The sequence below is a fragment of the Calothrix sp. NIES-2100 genome, assembly GCF_963875285.1.
GTDB lineage: Bacteria > Cyanobacteriota > Cyanobacteriia > Cyanobacteriales > Nostocaceae > Aulosira.
In genome coordinates this window covers 4,605,624-4,623,637 of sequence record NZ_CAWNLA010000001.1, presented here as the reverse complement: position 1 = coordinate 4,623,637, position 18,014 = coordinate 4,605,624, and the positions used below count along the sequence as shown (strand labels likewise).

The window sequence follows — 18,014 nt, the reverse complement described above, 5'->3', positions numbered from 1 at the left end:
TGTGGCAGGGGAACTCCAGTATCTTTCTCCCTTGCTCCCTGCTCCCTGCTCCCCTGCCTCTTTGGTCATCAGCAACCGCGCACATGATGTTTATATGCGAACGATCCGCTCATCAAAACGCAGAATCGATTACAAAAGGAGAAATCAATGCAACTCAATTCTTACCTGATGTTCAACGGCAACTGTGAGGCAGCGTTCAAGTTCTATGAACAATGTCTGGGTGGCAAGATGACTATGATGATGACACACAAAGAAGCACCTTCGGCAGAAAATGTCTCACCGGAATGGCAGGACAAAATCATGCACGCTTGCCTTGAACTAGATGATCGCCTCCTGATGGGATCTGACTGCCCACCAGGATACTTTGAAACCCCGCAAGGTTTCTACGTACAAATTAGCGTTCCTGAAATCGCTGAGGCAGAACGGCTTTTTCACGCTCTAGCAGAAAACGGCAAGGTGAAGATGGCGATCGCGCAAACGTTCTGGTCATCGCGCTTTGGCATGTTGATCGATCAGTTTGGGACACCGTGGATGATCAACTGCGAACAAACCATCTGAGCCTATACCAACATCTGTCATTCGTCCTTTGTCTTTTGTAAATAACCTGAGTTCGGGATAATAAATCCTCAAAAGCCTTGAATTATCGTTGTTCGGTCTAAAGCTCTGTTTTCATCTATTGTCAATAAGATATATTGCTGAGATTAGTTTCATTTGTGAACCTTATTGACAAAATAATTCCACTTTTATCCCTGCTTTGATCAATTCCAGTTTTATTCAATCCTGACAGAATAAGCTTTTTAGCTTCTGGCTTAACCCGAACTCAGGTTAAATAGCCACTGACCACTGACCAACAACTAACTACACCAGGAGAAACCATGAGTACTCAAATTTTCGTCAACCTACCCGTCAAATATCTCCACCAATCCATCGAGTTTTTCACAAAACTTGGCTTTCAGTTCAACTCCCAATTTACCGATGAAACGGCCACCTGCATGATTGTGTCCGAAACCATCTTTGTGATGCTTTTGACGCATGAAAAATTCAAAACATTCACACCCAACCCGATTTGCGATGCCACAAAAAGTACCGAAGTGTTGACGTGCTTATCAGTTGAGAGCCGAGAAAAAGTGGATCAGCTGATTCGTGAAGCCGTTGCTGCTGGTGGCACAACCTACAACGAACCTCAAGACCACGGATTTATGTACGCGCATGGATTTCAGGATTTAGATGGTCACATTTGGGAACTGATTTACATGGAACCCGAAGCAACCCATCCAGTTGAGGCCCAAAGGGAAGGAGCAGGAGTGTGAACCACAACAGAACAACCAGTGGAACACAAAGAAAGCGAACTCATCTAAACATGAGCACACCCATTCATACAAGAAGATGAAAGGTATTTGCACATCACTGAGGTTGATTCATGAAACTCTATGAATTTGCTCCCACGCGATCAATTCGAGTTCGCTGGGTTCTCCAGGAACTTGGGGTGGAATTTGAAGCAATCTCCATCAACATGCAGGCAGGTGAACACCGTACACCCGATTTTCTCACCATCAATCCCACTGGCAAGCTCCCTGTACTCATCGATGGCGAACATATCATCACTGAATCCGTAGCCATTGCTTTGTACCTCGGTGAGAAGTACCCAGAATCTAACCTGGTACCTACAGACTTGCTTGTGCGAGCACAGCTTTATCGTTGGCTCCTCTTTACTGCCACCGAATTGGAACAGCCGCTATGGCGTATCGCTCGCCACACGTTTATATACCCAGAAGAGTTAAGATTGCCTGCTGAAATATCTCTCGCTCGGCAAGACTTCACCAGTATGGCTGTCGTTTTAGAGAACCATCTGTTGGATCGGCAGTTTGTAGTGGGTGAACACGTCACAGTGGCTGATTTTGTGCTTGCTTACACACTGGATTGGGCGAACGAAGTTCAGCTACTCGCCACTTTCCCCACGCTGGTGGACTACATGGAACGAATGTACAAACGACCAAAGGCATCTGGGCGAATCGCAGCTGCACTTGCAAGTCTCAATCAGACCTCACAATGATTCGTGATCTGATCAGCCGTTTGGGTATCAGCCAGAGTGAAGTCTGGTAGATATTAGACTTCTTGCATAAGTCGGGAAAAGGTCAAGGGGGAAGGGGAAAAAGTTCTGTATTGTCCCCTTCCCCTCAGGGCAAACGCATCTAAATTACTCTCGATCGCAACCAAGATTGAGAACCAACGAAAAAATCACTATTTCGCGTTTGATTTATTCTCCAAGCTTAAAAGCGATCGCTAAACATATGTCAATAAGCAGCTATTAATGCGACTATTTTTCAGCTTATTGAGAATAAACTCTTTTTGTTGACATGATGCGGCCGCCCTGCCCTTCCCCTTTAACCTTTACCCTTTTCCCCAAGAGTGCAAAAAGCACTTTTGCAAGAGGTCTATTGTTTTACAGAGACATCCAGGACATCCAGGTTAATTTTTCCAGCTTCTACCAATTGCAGCGCTGCGATCGCTGTAAAAGATTTACTCAGTCAAGCGATCGGAAATTGAGTTTGTGGGGTGATAGGTTGCTGAGCGTCCGCTTTGCCATAGCCTTTGGAATGGATTGACATCGCGACACTCCTTGAATTACGTTGCTCCTTCTTCCAAAAAGCTCAATTAACCGAACTGGTCAAAGGAAATAAATGCTCCCATGATTCTCTGGTAAGCTGCCACTTAATCTGGCTCCACCCTTGCATATGCATCCAGCCGGAACCAGGTTGTGTACCGATCGCCTGGAATCCGTAACGTTCTGCTAGCCGGGATACTCTCAGGTTAGCACTCACAGAAAGACCAATAATTTCCTTTAGTTCCAAATCGCGGAACCCAAAATCAATCAGAGCTTTCCCAACTTCGATTGCATAGGCATAACGCCCCCAGTGCTGGGGTGCTAGCTCAATTCCAAGTTCTGCCTGCCCGGCAGCATAGCCATCCTGCCGCAATCCACCACAGCCAATTAACTCCAGATTGCGGAGCTCGACGATCGCCAACTGGTAATTGCATCGAGGAACTTCGGTTGCCCATTGTATGAACCGTTGAAACAGTTGATAAGTAAAGTCCGGGGTCACTTCTTCCGGTGAACAGAACTCGGCATAACGAGGATCAGCGTGATAAGCAAGGAATGCAGGCTCATCTTCCTGAACAAAGTCACGGAGAAGAAATCGTTTGGTGGTAATGTCCATAGCCATGTTTGAGGAAAGCGATCGCTGCTGGGTTCCTTCACCAGGCGTGATAAATAACACTGAACTGGGAGTACGAACCTTGCTTTGTCATCCCGCCGCTTTATCATCTGCTAAGTGATCGCGACTCTGGACTGGTTGCGGTCAGGTTTTCTCGTTCCCAGGCGATCGTTTGCCGCAACGCTTCCTCTTTAGTCATGGCTTCAACATAGCCTAACTCTTCTTGAAAACGAGTTGTGTCAGTTGCCAGATGATACTGCCACTGTAAATTCATCTGCAAATGAGAAGGGAGTTGATCTCTGGGAAGAGTTACTATCTCGCCATGCCAATTCACCAAATTTCCGAGCGTCTGGATTCGCTCCCGTAAAGTTGGAGTGGATGCTTCACCCAGGTTGTAAATGCGTCCAGCGGTACGATCGTCCGTGACAGCGAGTGCGATCGCTGCTGCAATATTCTCTACATAGCCATGAGAGAAGCGCCAATGGGCTTGTTCCTCCTCCAATAGAATCGGTTGCTGGTCAAACATCTGCCGAAGATAGGGTAGAAATCGATGCTGGCGATCGCCAGTACCATACATAGCTGGCAACCGGAGAATTGTGGCAGGAAGTTCTGGGTGCTCCATTAGCACCTGTTCCACCAGGAACTTGTCATAATCCTGCTTAAACTCAAAGTCTAACCCGTCCAAGTCTCGATAGGGGTATCGCGTTTCCCGCAGTGGTGCATCTTCAGTTAAGGGCACTGGGTCAGGGGGATGGCTTCCCTGACCCTGCAAACCCTCATAGTTACGGTAAACATCTCCACTACTGATAGCAACAAGACGCTGAGTGCAGTTGCTCAACACCTGAACAACATCCTGTGCTTGTGCTTCTGTAAAAGGGATGATATCAAGAACAACATCGGGAGAAAATTGTTCAAATTGGGCTTTGAAGTTGGGTAGTTGATTGCGTCTGCCATAGAAATGGGCCAGCGAATCTAATTCACTAGTAGTGGTGCTACCTCGGTGAAACAGGGCGACTTGATGCCCTTGCGCCATTAATTGGTGAGTGACATGTGAACCAACAAAACCTGTTGCCCCGATCGCAAGAATTTTCATGGCATAGGATGAATCATAGGTAGAGGTTGCTACGCTTTAGGCTTTGCCACTTTTGTCAGCCAAGCAGATGAAATTACCACAAGTGTCATCCAATACAGCGATTGTGACCTCTCGCCTTGGAGTTGGTTTGGAATGAAAAACCACACCCAATTTCTTCAAGCGTTCATAGCCTCAGAACTGAATGGCACTAAGTTAAGCTGAAGGGTATACAGTATAAGGATTGCAGAGGGGCAGGGGTGCAGGGGTGCAGGGGGGATTTCTATTTCTTGCGAACGCACAGCCTTAAACTTCTTTTTTCTCCCCTGCTCCTCCGCTCCTGGAGCCCCCCTGCTGCCTCAACGATTTCCCCTTTTCAAGCGTGCCATTCGCCTCAGAACTTTTTCCTGGTCATCAACAAACACACTGTTGAGTTTGATCTTCACCGCTCCTGCTCCCAAAGTTGAGGATAATGAGCGATCGCTTTTGGGTCTGTTATTTGATTAACTGGTGATGGCAGAGAATTAGGCACATCGCGTTAATATAAGCTCAAAAGGTAACTAACAATGACTTAACGAGAATTTCCCAATTGGGAAGCGCTCTATCAAGAACAAGCCGTTGAAACCATGCCCTGGTTCAACCCAAGCTTAGATCCAGATGTCGAATCAGCTCTCCTCACCCTTGAACTGAGCAATGGCTCGGTGCTGGATTTGGGAACAGGGCCGGGAACCCAAGCGATCGCCCTAGCCGAACTAGGCTTCCAAGTGATAGCGACAGATTTGTCAGAGACGGCCATTCGTCAGGCAGCAGCAAAAGCGAACCACAAGGGATTACAAATTTCGTTTCGGCAAGATGACATTCTCAACAGTCGTCTGGAACAATCTTTCGATTTAATTCTTGACAGAGGATGCTTCCACGTTCTGCCACCCCAAAGTCGAAGTACTTATGTGCAAACAGTTGCGAATTTATTAAAGCCTAATGGCTACCTGTTACTGAAATGCTTTTCTGACTTGGAAACAAGAGAACAAGGCCCTTACCGCTTTACGCCAGACGAAATTCAGCAGATATTTAAAGAGCGATTTAATCTGCGTTTGGCTCAACAAACGGTCTATCATGGGACACTTGATCCACTTCCCAAAGCGCTCTTCTGCATCCTGGAAAAGCATTGACTTTTTGGGTTGTGTCGTAAGTGTACCAAGCAAAATTCGATGTGCGTAAATTGAACAACGAACGCTCTGGTAGTATCTATTTCGATTTTCGTGCCGACAATGGCGGTGTTCGATGTGCGCCAAAATATTTCTCACTGCGATAACGCAGCCACACCCGCAAGACTTGCGGTATCTGCTGTTTTTGCTCTTTAGTTAATGTGTTGTAAAGGGCAAGCTGCGCGATCGCGCTCACCTCGACAAGCGGCATTGTTATGAGCATCCCAATAGCTACGAGCTACTCGAATGCGACGACAGACTTCTTTAATCAACGCTTCTCCTGTGAGCGGAGCATCTTGCTTTGCCATACTTAATACCTCTGCTATTATTGGATTCAGCCGTAGCATGGGTGCTCACAGCCATTTCGGTAATTGGGTTTTAGATTCTATAATATATCTAAATTTGTCAAAGTTGGTCACTAAGGAGTCAGAAAAACGCAGTGAGCCACCAAGTAGAACTAAGTGAATACAAGCAGCAGATAGCAGATTTATATAGCCGCCGGAGTTCTACTTACGATAACGGTGACTGGCATCCTCGCATTGCTCACCGTTTAGTTGAATATGCACATATTCGTCCTGGACAGCAGGTTTTAGATATTGCAACTGGAACAGGCATGGTGGCACTTGAAGCGGCTCAAATTGTGGGGGCATTGGGTCGAGTGATTGGGGTCGATATTTCGACTGGGATGCTCGAACAGGCTAGACGAAAAGTTGCTGCATTAGGGTTGAGTAACATTGAGTTCCAACTTGCAGACGCTGAAGCCTTGGATTTCCCATTGAACAGTTTTGATGACATCTTCTGTTCATCTGCGTTGATTTGGATGTCTGATCTAGTGGGTGCGTTGCGACTATGGTATGGGCTTCTTAAACCAAAAGGTTTACTTGGCTTTCATGCTTTTGCAGACACCGCTTTTGTCGAAGGGGTCGTAGCACAGAGGGTACTTGAAAAGTATGGCGTTTCCTTGTTGTTTAGCAAGCCAACTGGAACAGTTGAAAAATGCCAGAAAATGCTCCAACAAGCAGGTTTTTCAGAAATTGAAATTAAATCAGAGCTTGATGGCAGTTACATCAGTTTAGAGAAAGCAAAGGGAATGTGGATAGGTAATGCCTCATCTCCTGTACCCGGACAGTATCCTAATCCCTTATTGCAACTCACACCTGAACAATTGGCACAGGCTAAAGTAGAATTTGATGCTTCCTTGGAGGCACTGCAAACTGAACAAGGAATTTGGAACGATCTCACTATCTTTTACGTCTTCGGACGCAAGCCGAAATAATAATTCGTTGATAAAGATGAGACATTGGGGTTTGTACAAAAAACCCCATACTGATTTTTACCACACTGCTTGACGAAAGGAATAAAAGTATGAAGTCTGTGGAAACGAAACGGTTAATCATACGCCGTATGGCAGAGACAGACTTGCTTGATTTTCTGGCGTACCAAACTCACGCTGAAGTTTTACAATATACGCCAGTAGAACCACTTACGTCATTGCAAGCAATGAGCTTTCTCACCCGACAAGCAATAGTGGAAATCGGCGATGATGGGGGCTATATCATGTTTGGAATCTACCATATAGGCGATGCCAAAATAATTGGCGAGGTTAGCATAAACCTTTTACCAAGAGCACAAAGTAAAGGCGAAGTTGGGTGGTCACTTCACCCTAACTATCAGGGATATGGTTATGCAACCGAGGCTGCACAAGTATTGCTTAACTATGCCTTTGTAGATCGTAAGTTGCACCGAATTACCTCAATTTGTGACACACGCAACACAGCATCCTTTCGGCTCATGGAACGTCTTGGTATGAGGCGCGAAGGGCATTTAAGGCAAAGCCAGTTCATCAAAAGCGCATGGCAGGATGAGTATATTTATGCTTTATTGCACGATGAGTGGTTTCCTAATTTGGCGTAGCTCTGGCTCTGCGGTTTGACAAATTGGTTCTTGGCTACAGTCTAAAATCTCGTTTTTCAAGTCCTCACTTTTAGGAGGCTCAACAGCAGAGTGTTGTTGTGGCTTTGAAGCTTCAGGATGGGATCTGTGATATTGTTCTGCATTGAATCTGTAATGTTCAGTTTTGCACTAGCCGCTAGGAGAAAGTTTTATTTAATGGAAACCGCAGTGAAAAAGTCGGATTTTGTCCTGACTCCTTACATGAACAGCAGCGACTTACGGGCAACTTATCAAATCCTGAATACGGTTGTGCCTTATGTAGTTTTATGGTTTTTAGCACACAAAGCAGCTGCTAATTGTTTTTGGTTGCTTGTGCCTACTATAGTCTTGATGATGCTGTTTTCATCGCGTTGTTTTTCTTTAATGCATGATTGCGGACACTATTCACTCTTTCGTTCAAAAAGGGTTAATCAAATTATCGGTTTTATTCTGGGGGTAATCAACGCCATCCCTCAATATCCGTGGTCAAGAGGACATGCCTATCACCACAAAACCAACGGTGATTGGCAACGCTATCGCGGTCCTAGTGCATTACTCTCTACTGAGGAGTTTGCTCGCCTCAGCCCATCAGCCCAAAGGCGTTATGAACTACTGAGGCACCCATTGATGATCTTTCCGGGAGGTTTTTTCTATGTCGCAATTAAGCCAAGACTCGCCCTGATTTCCGGAACATATGATTTTATCATTCATCTACTGACTTGCTTGCAGCAAGATCCTTTTATGGATTTACCTCGAATCATCTCCTCTCATAAGTCTAGAAATTGGTACACTGCGGCTGAGTTTTGGCATCTGTTGTTCAACAACATTTGTGTAGTCGGCAGCTGGATTTTTCTGGGGTATTTACTTGGATTTGGTTTTTTCGTGAGCGTTTACTCAATCACGCTAACTTGTGCTGGGGCAATCCTCATCTGCATCTTCTTTGTTCAGCACAACTTTGATGGCTCTTACGCCCACAAAACTGAAGGGTGGGACTATCTCGAAGGGGCAATTAAGGGCAGCAGTTATCTGGAGTTACCCACTGTTTTAAAGTGGTTTTCCGCCGATATCGGCTACCATAACATTCATCATCTTTGTGACAGAATCCCCAATTACAACCTCCAAGCTTGCCACAATCAAAATATTCACCTGCTTAGGAATGCAAAAAGGCTGCGAATGGTAGATATTCCTGATTGCTTCAAATACATTCTGTGGGATTGTCCCTCCAATCGCCTGACGTCGATAGCATCGTTTCGTCAAGCTGCACAATCCATCGACCTAGAGAGAGCCAACGAGGCGTGAAAAAGCAGGGGAGCAGGAGAGCAGAGGAGAAAAACCACGCCACTTGCGGGAGTTGCTCTCAATCAAGGAAGCGAGGGAGCTATCGTCCACAAGAGGCGTGACTTTGAACCTTATCTTTTTCGTAAAGAATACCGTTGTTTCAAACAACGGGAGCATCCCAATTTGGCAAAATTGAAGAAGAATCCAGAAGCCAGAAGTCAGGAGCGGAGCCGGAGATGCTCCGCCAAGGAGTCAGAATCAATTAGTGGGGGATTCAGAGCCGCCACTAATTGTTTGCGTAGCGTCTCCCCTTGGGAGAAGACCACCAAAAAGTTCTGCGATCGCTAAAAAATAGTAGTGTATGATACCGTTTTCTGAGGGAATATAAAAAAGCTGACTGCTGTGGATATTTAATAAGTAAAACTTATTAAATATCTCGGAAATCAACCAAAATCACCCAGATGGCAAACAAACTTCGCTCTTTACTCCATAGTTGCGGTCTACTACTTGACGTAAAAACTCAAGCATCTGTTTGAGGGTAAATTAGACTTGCTCAAGGGTTTTGCCAAAAAATGTATCTAAGAATACGGTTTTTTTGACAATGATCAATTTATAGGTATCTTTCTGTGCGCGATCGCAGAACTTTTAGGTCTACTGATTGTAGATATTTTTAGGAATAATCGTCAAAATACTTGCTAGTAATCTTTTTGAGATATCTCATCAAGATAAATTTTTGTGTAAAATAATATACTTCATGTAAATAAAAGCACTTTTCACTTAGATTTGATTTTTAGCGATCGCACCTTTTTTGGCCGAACTCACAAAATCGCATTGCTCCCGCTTAAGCCTTCGGCTAGGGTGTCGGTCAAGTAATCACAATTGACAAAAAAGAGATAATGTGAAGTGGAAAAAACTAGGAACAAAAGGATGCGATCGTTAACACTCGTGTCGGTCAAGTAATTATGGTTGACAAACTAGATGTAATATGGGTAGGGATTTACCGAAATCAGTTGGGTATGATTTAGAGGTATAATTTATGCGTCCCCCCTACTGGAATCCTCCCATCGAATTGTCAGAGGCAGAACAAGCTATCATTTCTCGGATTAAGAGGGCCAAACTATTTATATTTCTACGCCACAATCGTCACCACCTCTTTGATGAGGAGTTTCAAGCAACTTTAGCCACTATGTTCAAGGACAGTACAGTGGGTCAATGTCCAGTTCCTCCAGCACTGCTAGCATTGGCATTAATTTTACAAGCATATACCGGAGTTTCAGATGATGAAGTGATTGAGGCATTGGTAATGGATAGACGTTGGCAGTTGGTACTCGACTGTCACGATTGCCAAAAACCTCCATTCAGCAAAGGGACTTTGGTAAATTTTAGACAAGTGATGATAGACTTTGAAGTTGATCGGAAATTAATTGAGCGCACGGTAGAAATAGCAAAGCAGCAAGGTGGGTTTGGTTCAAGTAACTTGAGGGCGGCACTCGACTCCTCGCCTTTATGGGGGGCGGCGAAAGTAGAAGATACATATAATCTCTTAGGTCATGCGCTACGTAAAGCTGTAAGGTTAATGGCGCAGGCTTCGCAACAGTCAACAGAGCAAGTAGCAAAAGAAACACAAATAGATGCTCTAGTCACAGGAACTTCCCTCAAAGCCGCGTTAAATTTGAACTGGGATGATCCAACTGAGCGTTCAATAGAGTTAGAAACCATTCTCAAAGCTTTAGAGGTTGTTTGAAAAGTTTTTGAGGGCTAAAAATTATGCCAATCGCCTCACCATAATACGTATCATTGCAAGATAAATAAAAGTCTCGGATGTTTCGGGCAATAACTCATAATCGCGAACTAATCGGCGACATCCCATGAGCCAACCAAAAGTTCGCTCTACAACCCAACGTTTTTTGAGCAACACAAAACCCTTAGCCTCTTGCGATCGCAAAACTACCTGCACAATCCAACGGCAAACATTCATCACCCACTGCATAAAAGGTTCTCCATCAAAACCACCATCTACCCAGATGGTTGTCAAACGAGATATCTTTTGATGAGACTGTTTGACCCGTTTGAGAACTTGTTTTCCTCCTTCTCGTTCAGCTACATTGGCTGCGGTGACTAAAACCCTCAACACTAATCCCAAGGTATCGACGGTCATAAATCGCTTACGTCCTTTGGTCTTTTTACCTGCATCAAAACCAACTAACTTGCTGACCATTGCGGCGCTTTTCACGCTTTGACTGTGAATTATTGCCTCGGATGGGCGCTTGTTGGCGTTGATTTTCTATCCGAACCCATTGTCTCAGGCTGTCATGAATTTTTAGCCAAGTTCCATCTTTACGCCAGTTCCCAATTGTGTGTAGACCGTCTGCCAAGCTGGAAAGTCTCCAGGCAGCGGTAAGCGAAGCTATGCCGAAGGCTTATCGCCATCTAACTCCTTCTACCAAAATGTAGAAAATCGCGTTAATCACCTCCCACATATTGACTTCACGTTTTCGACCACCTGGTTTCGCTTCCGGAATTAGGTCACTAATCAATTTATATTGCTCTAAACTCAGGTTGCTCTTGTATGCTTTACTCATACCACTCTCTCGGTGCTGTTTGTTATCTATTCACAGCGTATACTGAGAGAGCTTTTTTACAACATTCCCGACTTTTCAAACAACCTCTTAGGAAATTTTTGAGCAGCCTGTTCTTTGATTAAGTCATCGAAAACTAACTCCTTCATATGACGGCTGATAGTTTCTCGACAGTAACCCAAAATATCAGCCAACTTCTCAAATGTGATTCTGACCCATTCGTGCCCATAGTAATGTTTGCCATCAAGCCAAGACAGTATTGCTGCTTTACACTTCTGGCGACGGTTAAAAGTAGCGAGAAATTCAGAGAGAATATTGACGGGAGTTTATATTTGTCCGAGTACTGCGGAGGTGAAGCTAGTCATCTTCTACCTCCTATGTGTGGACGAAATGTAAGATTAATTCGCGTACTAACCAATTTCTTGGTCTTCGGAACTTGATGCAGGTGTGTAGCCTGACAAGCAGGGTGCATGATCAGCAAACTCCCATGCTCCAGCCAGAAATCAGTCGGCTTGCCCCCGATGGGCTTTATCTGAAACTTCCGCTCTGCTCCTAAACTCACAGATGCGATGGCTGGATTATGCCCCATCGATTGCTCATTATCTGCGTGCCAGCCAATAGAATCCTGGCCGCTCCCAGCAATTCTCAAAATGAGAATTGCTGTATAGTTTGAGGTATGGCAGATTATAATCTTAAGAGTTGCTCTATGATTGCTCTACCTGGTATTGCCATCCAAAACAAGATATATGAAAGTTCTAATTCTCTAGTTTATCGGGGCATTAGAGAGGATGGGGTCGCGATCATAGTAAAAATGCTAAAGCTTGATTATCCCTCACCTCAAGAACTAACCCGTTACAGACAGGAATATAAAATTACTCGTTCCCTCAACTTGGAAGGAGTTGTCAAAGCATACAGCCAGCAAAACTATCAACGCACTTTGATGATTCTTTTAGAAGATTTTGGGGGAGAGTCTTTAGAGCAATGGATGCACAAGCGTCCAGACATTTTCTGTCCCATGCCTTTATCCACTTTTCTTAGTCTGGCGATCGCCTTCACCGATATTTTGGGCAGAATTCATGCAGCCAATGTCATTCATAAAGATATCAACCCTGGAAACATAGTCTTTAATCCTGATACTGGCGTTGTCAAAATTATTGATTTTGGAATTGCCACCCAATTTAATCGCACAAATCCAACCTTCAAAAGTCCTCATGTTTTAGAAGGGACACTCGCCTACCTTTCTCCAGAGCAAACAGGACGAATGAACTGTTTGCTCGATTACCGCACCGATTTTTACTCCCTTGGTGTGACGTTCTATGAACTGCTAACCGGACATCTGCCGTTTGAAACAACGGACATACTTGAGCTAGTCCATTGTCATATTGCTAAACAGCCTGTTAGTCCTCACGAACTAAATGCAGCGATTCCCAGAGCAGTTTCAGATATTATTTTGAAACTGATGGCAAAAAATGCAGAGGATCGCTATCAAAGTGCTTGGGGTATCAAAGCAGATTTAGAAACAGGTTTTTGCCAGTTCGCAGAAACAGGTCAAATTGGCAGTATTCAACTGGGTATTCAAGACGTTTGCGATCAGTTTCAAATTCCCCAAAAATTGTATGGACGCGAAGCAGAGATTGAAGCATTATTAGCAGCGTTTGACAGAGTAGCAGGAACGGGGAATGAACATAAGAATGAAGAAAATTCTGAATTCCAAGTCGAGATGATGTTGGTATCGGGCTACGCTGGGGTTGGTAAATCAGCATTAGTGCAGGAACTCTACAAACCCATTACTGCAAAGCGCGGTTATTTTATCTGGGGGAAATTCGATCAATTTGGGCGCAATATTCCCTACAGTGCGATCGCCGATGCTTTACAAAAATTAGTGCAACAACTACTGGGTGAACCTGATGAGCAGTTGTTGCAGTGGCGATCGCAACTGTTAATAGCTTTAGGAACCAACGGACAAATCATCATTGATATCATCCCGGAAGTTGAATTAATTATTGGCAAGCAGCCACCTGTATCATCCGTTGGAGCAACTGAAGCTCAAAATCGCTTTCATCGCATCTTTGGGGAGTTTGTGCGGGTGTTTTGTTCAGAGTCACATCCCCTTACGATCTTTTTAGATGATTTGCAGTGGATAGACTCGGCAACGATTAAGTTAATCGAGCTGTTGCTGTTGGATGAGCAAACCCAATCCCTATTTTTAATTGGAGCCTATCGAGATAATGAAGTAAATTCAACACATCCATTAGCATTAATGCTAGAGAGATTAGGAAAAAAAGGGGCAGTGCTTCAGGAGATGATCCTGACACCATTAACCCTTGAACCGTTGAGTCAGTTGATTGCCGAGACACTACATCAAAATGCAGACACCGTTCGTCCCTTAGCTGAGTTAGTGCTTCGTAAAACTGAGGGCAATCCTTTCTTTGTCAGCGAGTTTTTGAGAATGCTATATAGCGAAAATCTGCTGATCTTTGATGCTCAAAATTTAAGCTGGCAGTGGAACATTTCTCAGATTCAAGCCCAAGATATCACTGATAATGTTGTGGAGTTGATGCTTCACAAGTTGAAGAAACTACCAGACAACACACAGCAAATTATTCAGTTAGCTGCTTGCATTGGTGCTGAATTTAATTTAGATACGTTGTCGATTGTTTGTGATCAACCACCTGAAACGGTTTTTCAAGATTTACAAGCAGTAATGCAAGTTGGATTAATTCAACCCCTCTCTGAATTAGATGAAAACTTGTTGATTCAAGAGTATAAGTTCTTGCACGATCGCGTGCAGCAAGCAGCTTACACTTTAATTGATGAGTCGCAAAAACAAGTTGTTCATTTACAAATTGGTCGCAATTTACTAGAAAAAACTTTGCCAGAGAGACTAATAGATAGGCTGTTTGAAATTGTCGATCATCTGAATTACGGGATTGAGCTTGTCACAGAACAACCAGAAAGAAATGAAATTGCTCGATTAAATTTAATCGCAGGTCAGAAAGCAAAAGCGGCGATCGCTTATAGTGTAGCAAAAAAATATTTAGCGACAGGACGAGCATGGCTGGCAGCTTCAAGCTGGCAAACAAACTATGATTTTACTTTAGAACTACATTCAGAAACTACAGAAGTTTCATTCCTATGTGGTGATTTTGCAGATGTAGAATCCTGGATGGCGATCGTTTTACAATCAGCTAAAACGGTTCTTGACAGCGTAAAGGTTTACGAAGTCAAAATTCAGACCTATATCGCGCAGGAGCAGCTATTGGAAGCGATCAATACTGGATTGCAAGTCTTACTGCAACTGGGGATCAGTTTTCCCAAAACGCATAGCCAGTCAGATATTCAGCTTGAACTTGACACAATCACATCACTCCTTAAGGAAAAGCGGAGCGAGGATTTGGTTCATTCGCCGAAAATAGCTGAACCGGACAAGTTGGCGGCGATGCGAATCTTATCAAGTATCATGATTGCTGCCCATCTTGCTGCCCCGGATATGCTGCCATTGTTTGCATCAAAACAGGTCAGTTTGTCAATCCAATATAGCAATGCCTTGGTGTCTCCCTTTGCGTATGCCTTGTATGGATTCATTCTTTGTAGGACGGTGGGAGACATAGAGTCTGGCTACGAGTTTGGGCAGTTAGCTTTAAGGCAGTTGTCACAACCTGATACCCAAGCACTCAAAGCCAAAACATTGTTGAGCGTGAATATTTTCATCATTCACTGGAAAAAGCATTTTAGAGAAACATTGCAGCCATTACTAGAAGGCTATCAAAGTGGATTGGAAACAGGAGATTCAGAGTTTGCTGCCTACTGTGCTGAAGTTTACTGCTTACTATGTGTCTTTGTAGGTAAGGAACTCGTGGAGCTTGAACGCGAGATCAGAATGTACAGCCAAGTAATCCGTCAACTCAAACAGCAAGCAGCACTGACTTGGACTCAGATGCATCATCAGGTTGTCTTAAATTTGATGGAACGCTCGGTCAATCCTATCTGTCTAGTTGGCGAAGCCTACAATGAGGAGAATAGACTGCGACAAAATGAAACAGAAAATAATGGAACCTCAATCTTTTTCGTACACTTCTACCAACTTTTTCTGTGCTATTTATTTTATGAGTATTTCCAAGCAGTCGAAAACTCAATTGTAACGGCACAGTATGTGAGCTATGTAGCATCATCACCTCCTGTTCCTTTGTACTATTTCTATAGCTCTCTGGCAAGACTCGCAACCTATCTTGAAAGCAACACTCAAGCGCAGTCAGAAATTCTTAAAGAAGTTGCAGTTAACCAGGAGAAAATGCAGCTATGGGCACATTATGCGCCCATGAATCATTTGCATAAATACCACCTAGTCGAGGCAGAGAAAGCACGAGTTTTAGGTCAATTGCTTGAAGCAGAAGAGTTCTATGAGCAAGCCATTGAAGGGGCTAAAGAAAATGAATATGTACAAGAAGAAGCATTAGCCTATGAATTAGCAGCAAAATTCTACCTATCTCGTGGGAGGGAAAAGATTGCCCGAACCTATATGAAAGAAGCTCACTACTGCTATGAACGTTGGGGAGCGACGGCGAAGGTCAAGGATTTAGAAACTCGATATCCGCAGCTATTTCCTCCATCATCGAGCATGGCTCATACGCCAATACCAAAAACTTCTGTCACCACCTCTAATCATTCAGACATCGCTTTCGATTTGGCGGCGGTGATGAAAGCTTCCCTTGCTATTTCTAGTGAAATTGAACTGGAGCAGTTGCTTAGTTCCTTGATGAAGATATTAATCGAGAATGCTGGCGCACAAACCGGATTTTTACTTTTGGAAAAATCCGGAGAATGGGTAATTGAAGCTTCTGGTGAACTAAATGATGTGGCTGGCGAAAATATTTATTCTACACAAGTACTGCAATCTATCTCAACGGCAAATCACCTGCCTGAATCAATTATTAATTATGTAATTCGGACTCATGAATCTGTGATCTTAAATGATGCAACTCGTGAGGGTCATTTTATTAATGAGCCATATATTAAACACAACCAAACTCAATCACTTCTGTGTTTACCACTGCTGAATCAAAGTAAGCTCGTAGGAGTATTGTATTTGGAAAATCAATTAGCATCTGGGGCATTTACACCGGAGCGATTCTCCGAAGGAGACGCTACGCGATCGCAAGTTTTACATCTGTTATCAACCCAAGCAGCGATCGCTATTGAAAATGCCAAACTCTACTCCAAACTACAAAAGAGCGAAAGTCAGATGGCACAATTCCTAGAAGCAGTGCCAGTAGGAATTGGAGTCGTAGATACACTAGGTCGCCCTTGCTACGCCAATCAACAGGCAATTCAACTATTAGGCAAAGGAATTATTCCTGGTGCTACACCAGAGCAACTTGCAGAAATTTATCAACTTTATCTAGCGGGAACAGAGCAACCATATCCCATTGAGAACTTGCCAGTGATGCGGGCGTTGAAAGGCGATCGTACAAGAATTGACGATTTAGAAATTCGCCAAAACAATGCGATCGTTCCAGTTGAAGGGTGGGGAACTCCAGTATTTGACGAACAGGGCAATGTGATTTATGCGATCGCAGCTTTTCAAGACATCAGCGAACGCAAACAAGCAGAGCAATTACTAGCAAATTATAATCGTACCTTAGAGCAACAAGTAGCTCAACGAACAGCCGCTTTACAGAAAAGCGAGGCAGAACTGCGCGAGAGAGAACAGGAACTAAGATTGATTACCGACGCTCTCCCCGCTTGTATCTGTTATATAGATACAGATCGGCGCTATCGATTTGTCAACCGAACTTATGAGGTCTGGTTTAACCGTAGTCGAGATGAAATTTTGGGTAAGCAGGTTCGTGAAGTCATGAGCGAGGCAAGTTTTGAAATTATTGAACCGTACATGAATCGAGCGCTAGCAGGGGAGATTATAACCTATGAGGCAGAAGTCCCTTTCCCGTTGGGCAAAAAGTATCTTGCTGTCACCTCCATTCCCGATTTTGATCGCCACGCTCAAGTTAAAGGATACTATGGTTTGATTGCAGACATTAGCGAACAGCGCAACGCTGCACTACGGGAACGCCAACGTGCTGAAGAAGCATCAATTCTACAAGAGCGCAACCGCATGGCCAGAGAAATCCACGATACACTAGCCCAGGCTTTTACTAGTATCATCGTTCACTTAGATGCTGCTTCCCAACGTCTTATCCTCGATCCAGATGCTGCCCAGTCACACCTCAAAACAGGCCGCATCTTGGCGCGTTCCGGGCTGACGGATGCCCGTCGCTCAGTAGAAGCGCTCCGTCCGCAGATATTAGAAGAAGGGGATTTACATAGCGCACTTGACCGCCTCGCGTCTCAGATGTTTTCTCATACATCAGTGCATGTCGTCTGCGAAGTGATCGGCAAACCATATACTTTACTTAAAGAGGTGGAAAGTAATTTACTTCGCATTGGGCAAGAAGGGTTAACCAATGCCTTTAAGTATGCCAATGCCAGCGAAATCCGCGTTGAGTTGCGGTATGAATCATCGCAAGTCGTCTTGCAAATCAAAGACAATGGGCAAGGGTTTGAAAGCCAAAGTTTATCAGTCAGTCGGGGCTTTGGGTTACTGGGAATGAGTGAACGCGCCCAACGCATTGGAGGAGAATTGACGATTGTTAGCCACTTGGGACAAGGCACAGAAATTGTAGTGAGAGTACAAACGCCATGACCGAAAATGAAAAGGATACAGAGCCATTTGATACAG

14 protein-coding genes and 2 pseudogenes are annotated in these 18,014 nt (G+C 44.2%); 10 read left to right on the top strand and 6 right to left on the bottom strand.

Translation table 11 applies throughout. The features are described from left to right. Positions 1–147 precede the first annotated feature (147 nt). From AACU32_RS18960 to AACU32_RS18950, 3 genes are all read left to right on the top strand, one after another. On the top strand, positions 148–558 hold the full coding sequence (locus tag AACU32_RS18960) for a VOC family protein (protein WP_096602282.1): 411 nt from the start codon (positions 148–150) through the stop codon (positions 556–558). A gap of 317 nt (positions 559–875) precedes the next feature. Beyond that, complete coding sequence (locus AACU32_RS18955) at positions 876–1,310, top strand: VOC family protein (RefSeq protein ID WP_096602280.1); 435 nt, start codon at positions 876–878, stop codon at positions 1,308–1,310. A gap of 110 nt (positions 1,311–1,420) precedes the next feature. Then, positions 1,421–2,053 carry a glutathione S-transferase family protein gene (locus AACU32_RS18950; protein ID WP_096602278.1) on the top strand — a complete coding sequence of 211 codons (633 nt, stop codon included), beginning with the start codon at positions 1,421–1,423 and terminating at the stop codon, positions 2,051–2,053. Between the two features lie 598 nt (positions 2,054–2,651). On the opposite strand, the gene AACU32_RS18945 is transcribed toward AACU32_RS18950, so the two are convergent. Next, the gene (locus AACU32_RS18945) at positions 2,652–3,218 is read right to left on the bottom strand and encodes a GNAT family N-acetyltransferase (RefSeq protein WP_096608073.1); all 567 of its coding nucleotides are present in this window, start codon (positions 3,216–3,218) and stop codon (positions 2,652–2,654) included. Between AACU32_RS18945 and AACU32_RS18940 the strand changes: the two genes are divergently transcribed. After that, a complete protein-coding gene (locus tag AACU32_RS18940) occupies positions 3,211–3,336 on the top strand; it encodes a hypothetical protein (protein WP_339378073.1) in 126 nt (41 codons plus the stop codon). The two genes, AACU32_RS18945 and AACU32_RS18940, sit on opposite strands and share 8 nt — an antisense overlap. On the opposite strand, the gene AACU32_RS18935 is transcribed toward AACU32_RS18940, so the two are convergent. Then, positions 3,322–4,308 (bottom strand): NAD-dependent epimerase/dehydratase family protein, encoded by a 987-nt coding sequence (locus AACU32_RS18935; protein WP_096602276.1) that lies wholly within the window; start codon positions 4,306–4,308, stop codon positions 3,322–3,324. The two genes, AACU32_RS18940 and AACU32_RS18935, sit on opposite strands and share 15 nt — an antisense overlap. Before the next feature lie 578 nt (positions 4,309–4,886). On the opposite strand from AACU32_RS18935, the pseudogene AACU32_RS18930 reads away from it, so the two are divergent. Further along, a pseudogene (locus tag AACU32_RS18930) lies at positions 4,887–5,453 on the top strand (class I SAM-dependent methyltransferase); the annotation flags it as partial. Positions 5,454–5,641: 188 nt separating this feature from the next. Here AACU32_RS18930 and AACU32_RS18925 read toward each other — a convergent pair. Further along, complete coding sequence (locus AACU32_RS18925; protein WP_339378072.1) at positions 5,642–5,797, bottom strand: hypothetical protein; 156 nt, start codon at positions 5,795–5,797, stop codon at positions 5,642–5,644. 131 nt (positions 5,798–5,928) lie between these two features. Here AACU32_RS18925 and AACU32_RS18920 point away from each other — a divergent pair, with 131 nt between their 5' ends. From AACU32_RS18920 to AACU32_RS18905, 4 genes are all read left to right on the top strand, one after another. Next, positions 5,929–6,765 carry a class I SAM-dependent methyltransferase gene (locus tag AACU32_RS18920; protein ID WP_096602272.1) on the top strand — a complete coding sequence of 279 codons (837 nt, stop codon included), beginning with the start codon at positions 5,929–5,931 and terminating at the stop codon, positions 6,763–6,765. Positions 6,766–6,854: 89 nt separating this feature from the next. Further along, entirely contained in the window at positions 6,855–7,403 is a 549-nt protein-coding gene (locus AACU32_RS18915; protein WP_096602270.1) for a GNAT family N-acetyltransferase, read from the top strand. A 195-nt stretch (positions 7,404–7,598) separates the two neighbouring features. Further along, on the top strand, positions 7,599–8,720 hold the full coding sequence (locus AACU32_RS18910) for a fatty acid desaturase (RefSeq protein ID WP_096602268.1): 1,122 nt from the start codon (positions 7,599–7,601) through the stop codon (positions 8,718–8,720). A 1,015-nt stretch (positions 8,721–9,735) separates the two neighbouring features. Then, entirely contained in the window at positions 9,736–10,443 is a 708-nt protein-coding gene (locus tag AACU32_RS18905; protein ID WP_096602266.1) for a transposase, read from the top strand. Positions 10,444–10,464: 21 nt separating this feature from the next. Here AACU32_RS18905 and AACU32_RS18900 read toward each other — a convergent pair. From AACU32_RS18900 to AACU32_RS18890, 3 genes and pseudogenes are all read right to left on the bottom strand, one after another. Next, positions 10,465–11,281, bottom strand: a pseudogene (locus AACU32_RS18900) (IS5 family transposase). 56 nt (positions 11,282–11,337) lie between these two features. Next, entirely contained in the window at positions 11,338–11,472 is a 135-nt protein-coding gene (locus tag AACU32_RS18895; protein ID WP_339378071.1) for a hypothetical protein, read from the bottom strand. 167 nt (positions 11,473–11,639) lie between these two features. After that, positions 11,640–11,927 (bottom strand): alpha-ketoglutarate-dependent dioxygenase AlkB, encoded by a 288-nt coding sequence (locus tag AACU32_RS18890; protein ID WP_339378070.1) that lies wholly within the window; start codon positions 11,925–11,927, stop codon positions 11,640–11,642. Between the two features lie 57 nt (positions 11,928–11,984). Here AACU32_RS18890 and AACU32_RS18885 point away from each other — a divergent pair, with 57 nt between their 5' ends. Beyond that, on the top strand, positions 11,985–17,978 hold the full coding sequence (locus AACU32_RS18885) for an AAA family ATPase (protein WP_096608072.1): 5,994 nt from the start codon (positions 11,985–11,987) through the stop codon (positions 17,976–17,978). Positions 17,979–18,014 lie beyond the last annotated feature (36 nt).